We start from the raw sequence: 4,418 nt of genomic DNA, 5'->3' as shown, positions 1-4,418 counted from the left end.
CCAGGGTGCAGGCCCCGGCCCCAGGGCCCCAACACCCACAGCCCCACCAACACCCCTGACCTCCGCCAGCCAAAACCATTCCCCAACAGGCTCTAGAAGCCGTCAGTCGGCGAACAACCGGCCAGCGGCCGAAGGAACCCGTCAGTGGTCGAAGAACCCGTCAGTGGTCGAAGAACCGGCCACCGCCAGCGCCATCACCGGAATCAATGCGCAACCACTGCCCAGCGGCACGAAACCGTCCCCAGGGGCCGCCGGTGTACCGATGGACAGGAAGTGGTCGCCGGGCACACCGCCCTGGCATTCTTCCCACGCCTGGGACCAGACGAGGGGACCAGTACTGCCTGTCGCTCGGTACACGCCGGCCTTGAAACTCCACCGGACCCGGCTCAGACCTCCCCGCGGGATCCGCGTAGCTGCGTCCTTCCCTGGTCGGGATGGGGTGGGTCAAGAGTCGAGCTTGCTCGATCCCGAAGGGACGCCAAAGGCGCTCTTGACGCACACCAGCACGACTAGCACCATCACGCAGCGGAGACCGCGAACCACCTCCGCCTATGCGGCTGGAACCGGCCGCACTCTGCAGGGTGGGAACGGGTCGCGCTCGGCCGAGGTGGGAACGGCGTGCGCCGCGGGATGGGAACAGGCCGCTCGGCCGAGGTGGGAACCGCGTGCGCCGCGGGATGGGAACAGGCCGCTCGGCCGCGTGGGAACTGCCTGCCTCGCTCTGCCAGTCCGATTTAGGCAACGACGTGCGCTGTGGTGGGAGTGGCGAGTGCTCGGCCGGGTGGGGGCGGCCTCGCTCGGCCAGTCCGAGGTGGGCAACGACGTGCGCTGCGGGTGGGAGTGGCGGGCGCTGTGCCGAGTGGGAACGACGGCGCGCTGCGGCCGGGCGCTCAGCTGATCAGCGACTGGAGGGCGGGGGCGTAGAGGTCGGCGACCTGGGCGGGGTCGGCGGAGGCGGTCGGGCCGGTCTTGTCGACGGCGAGGGCGGCGCCGAGGCCGAGGAGGTGGGCGACGATGAGGTCGGCGCGCAGTGCGATGTCGTCGCCGGAGAGGCGGTCCGCGAAGGCCTGCACGACCTGGTCGTGGAACCGCTCGCGCAGGAGTTTCCGTTCGTCGCTGATGCCGATGGCGAAGACCACCCGGAGCAGCAGGTCGCTGCCGTTGTCGCGACGCCACTGGATCAGCGTCACCACCGCGTGGCGGCCGAGCTCCGCATCAGGGGCCGCCAGCAACAGTTCGGCCGCGGCGCTGAAATCGGCGACCTGGTCGAAGAGGGACTCCTTGCCGCCGAAATGCTTCACGATCAGCGACGCGCTGACATTGGCGTCCTTGGCGATCCCCCGCAGGGTCACCGCCGCATAGGGCTGTCGTGCAAACGCTCTGCGCGCCGCCCGGAGGATCGCAGTACGGCCGACGTCGGTCACGTGGCCCGGCCCGCCTCGGCCAGTTCGGGGTGGCGCGCCGGCACGGCCCGGCGAGCCGGGATCAGCAGCGTGAGGCCGACCGCGACCAGCGCGGCGGCGCCGGCGATCACGAAGATGATCAGATAGGCGCCGAGCGTCGGAGCCGTCCGGCCCGCGTGGGTGGCGACCACGTTGGCCAGGACAGTGGCCACGATCGCGCTGCAGACTGCCTGCCCGATCGTGCGCATCAAGGTGTTGAGGCCGTTCGCGGCGGCCGTTTCGGTCACGGGCACAGCATGCATGATCAGAGCCGGAAGTGCCGAGTAGGCCACGGCGGTTCCGGCCGCGACCACGGTCGCACCCGCCACGATCGCGATCAGGTTCTCACTGGTGAACAGCCGCACGACGTACCCGGCGGCCATCAGGGCGGCCGCGATCGCGAGGGTGAAGCGGGGCCCGCGAGCCTTGGAGATCCGCGCGGAGACGGGCGAGAGCAGCACCATCGCGATACCGCCCGGCAGCAGGCACAACCCGCTGACCACGATCGAGGCACCCAGCCCGTACCCGGTCGAGGTCGGCTCCTGCACGAGTTGCGCGGTGGTCAGCGAGTTCGCGTAGAAGGCGAACCCGATCAGCAGGGCGGCGAGGTTGGTGAACAGAACGGCCGGTCGCGCCGACACCCGCAGATCCACCAGCGGGGCCGACGTCCGCAGCTCGAACAGGATCCACAGCGGCACGATCACGACCGCGCCGGCGAACAACCCGAGGGTCGCCGCCGACCCCCAGCCCCAGGCGCTCCCCTTGGACACCGCCAGCAGCAGGCAGACCAGGAACGCGCTCAGCCCGAGAGCACCCGGTACGTCGAACCGCCCGCTGGTGCGCAGCTTCGACTCGGGCACGATCAGCAGCACCAGCAGGATGTCGAGCAGGCCGAGCGCGAGGCAGATCCAGAACATCGTGTGCCAGTTCGCGTACTGCACCACCAGCGTCGCGGCGGGGATGCCGAACGCGGCACCGACGCCCAGGGTGGAACTCATGATCGCGATGGACGGGATCACCCGGTCCGGCGGCAACTCGTCGCGCAGGATGCTGATGCCGAGCGGGACGACGGCGACCGCGGCGCCCTGGAAGGCGCGGCCCGCGATCAGCACCGGCAGCAGGGAACTGATTGCGCAGAGCAACGAGCCGAGCACCATCGACGCGAGCGCGACGATCAGCACCCGGCGCTTGCCGTACATATCCCCGGCCCGGCCGAGCAACGGGGTGAACACGGCGCCGGTGAGCAGGGTGATGGTGAGCAGCCAACTGACGTCGGCCGGGCGGCTGTTGGTGAGCGAGGGCAGTTCGGGCAGCAACGGCACCACGATCGTCTGCATCACCGACACCAGCACGCCACAGGAGGCGAGTGCGGCCAGAACCAGACGCGGGTGAGCAGCAGGACGGACGGTCAAGAAGGTCCTCACGAGGCAGGGCTGCGGTGGAGCGGCGCAGGTGAACAACTGTTCACCTCCACAGTAAACGCCCGTTCACCCCTTCCTCAACTCGGGTACGGCGCGGCTCAACTCGGGTACGGCGCTGCTCAGCTCGAGCGTGGCGAAATGGACCATCGAATGGCCGGCGAAGTGGACCAGTTCCTGGGTCAGTCAGGCTTTTACGTTGGAAGGATGGAATCGAACTCGCAGTTGACGATGCTGCTGGATGTGGTGCCGCCGCGGCTCCCCGCCGGAGCCGAGGTGATGACGGCGACCATCGACCTTCCGCCGGGCGATCCCGGGACGCCTCCCCACCGGCACTCGGGACCGGTGTTCGGCTACATGCTCGAGGGCGAGTTGCTCTTCGAGCTCGAAGGCGAGGCGCCGCGGGTGATCAAGGAGGGCGAGGCCTTCTGGGAGCCCGGCGGCGACCTGATCCACTACCAGGCCGCCAACCACCTCACCGACCGGCCGAGCCGCTTCGTGGTCGTGATGTTGGGGGTACCGGGACAGCCGATGCTCACGCTCGTCGACGCCGAGGAGCTCGAGGCCCGGCGCGATCGACGCGGAGCGCGGACCGTGGATGCGGACCTCTCGGAGGCGAACTGATGCGGGTCTTCCTGGCCGGGGCGACGGGGGTGATCGGTCGCATCCTCGTCCCTGAGTTGATCGCTGCCGGACATCAGGTCACCGGATTGGTTCGGCATGACGCGCAGGTCCACGTCCTGAAGACGCAGGGTGCCGACGCGGTGCAGGCAGATGTCTACGACGCAGCGGCGCTGACGGCTGCCGTGATCGCAGCGCAGCCCGACGTGGTGATGCACCAGCTGACTGACCTGAGCAGCGGCAACTTCGCCGCGAACTCGACCATCCGCAAGACTGGCACGCGGAACCTTGTCGACGCGGCACTCGCCGCCGGCGCTCGTCGGGTGGTCGCGCAGAGCATTGCCTGGGCGTATGAAGGCGGCGACTCGCCGGCAGTCGAGGGGACTCCGCTCGACCTCGGCGCGTCCATGCCTCGGCTCGGGTCGGTGGAGGGCGTGGCCGCGCTGGAGGAGATCGTGGCCGAGGTGCCCGAGTGGGTGGTTCTCCGCTACGGCACGCTCTACGGTCCGGGCACCTGGTTCTCGAAGGGCGGGCTGATGGACGACAAGGCCCGCGCCGGCGAGCTCGTCCCGAACTCCGACGTCAGCAGCTTCGTGCACGTGGAGGACGCCGCCGCGGCCGCGGTCCAGGCACTCGACTGGCCGAGCGGACCGGTCAACATCGTCGACGACGCCCCTGCTGCGGCCGCCGAGTGGGTTCCCGCTTTCGCCCGTTCCGTCGGCGCACCCGAGCCGGTCCCGGTCGACTTGGAGCGGACCCGTTGGGCCCGCGGCGCGGACAACCACTACGCCCGCAACCAGTTGCACTGGACCCCGCAGTACCAGACGTGGCGCGAGGGCTTCCTTAGCCTCGATCCACCGATGGGCAGATTGTGGTTCGTGGATCTCGTTGACGGTACTGCTTGGGAGGGTGGGCGTGGGTGATCGCCTGGCGTTGC

General features: G+C 69.5%; 4 protein-coding genes. 2 read left to right on the top strand and 2 right to left on the bottom strand.

Translation table 11 applies throughout. From position 1 onward, the window contains the following. Positions 1 to 890: 890 nt before the first annotated feature. Both EV644_RS44260 and EV644_RS44255 read right to left on the bottom strand, forming a co-directional pair. The gene (locus EV644_RS44260; protein WP_132197845.1) at positions 891 to 1,424 is read right to left on the bottom strand and encodes a TetR/AcrR family transcriptional regulator; all 534 of its coding nucleotides are present in this window, start codon (positions 1,422 to 1,424) and stop codon (positions 891 to 893) included. Then, positions 1,421 to 2,866, bottom strand: a complete 1,446-nt coding sequence (locus tag EV644_RS44255) for an MFS transporter (RefSeq protein WP_241999466.1) — start codon at positions 2,864 to 2,866, stop codon at positions 1,421 to 1,423. The genes EV644_RS44260 and EV644_RS44255 overlap by 4 nt, the downstream gene beginning before the upstream one ends. Before the next feature lie 201 nt (positions 2,867 to 3,067). Between EV644_RS44255 and EV644_RS44250 the strand changes: the two genes are divergently transcribed. Both EV644_RS44250 and EV644_RS44245 read left to right on the top strand, forming a co-directional pair. Beyond that, positions 3,068 to 3,484 carry a cupin domain-containing protein gene (locus EV644_RS44250; protein WP_132197843.1) on the top strand — a complete coding sequence of 139 codons (417 nt, stop codon included), beginning with the start codon at positions 3,068 to 3,070 and terminating at the stop codon, positions 3,482 to 3,484. Beyond that, positions 3,484 to 4,404: an NAD-dependent epimerase/dehydratase family protein gene (locus tag EV644_RS44245; protein WP_132197841.1), complete on the top strand. Its 921-nt coding sequence runs from the start codon at positions 3,484 to 3,486 to the stop codon at positions 4,402 to 4,404. The genes EV644_RS44250 and EV644_RS44245 overlap by 1 nt, the downstream gene beginning before the upstream one ends. Positions 4,405 to 4,418 lie beyond the last annotated feature (14 nt).

The organism is Kribbella orskensis (assembly GCF_004342085.1).
GTDB classification, from domain to species: domain Bacteria; phylum Actinomycetota; class Actinomycetes; order Propionibacteriales; family Kribbellaceae; genus Kribbella; species Kribbella orskensis.
The sequence above is the reverse complement of the archived record's forward strand: the minus strand, read 5'-3'. Positions and strand labels throughout refer to the sequence as shown.

Coding starts and splice junctions, on each gene's coding strand:
- EV644_RS44250 (WP_132197843.1), top strand. CDS start 3,068: ATGGAATCGAACTCGCAGTTGACGATGCTGCTGGATGTGGTGCCGCCG.
- EV644_RS44245 (WP_132197841.1), top strand. CDS start 3,484: ATGCGGGTCTTCCTGGCCGGGGCGACGGGGGTGATCGGTCGCATCCTC.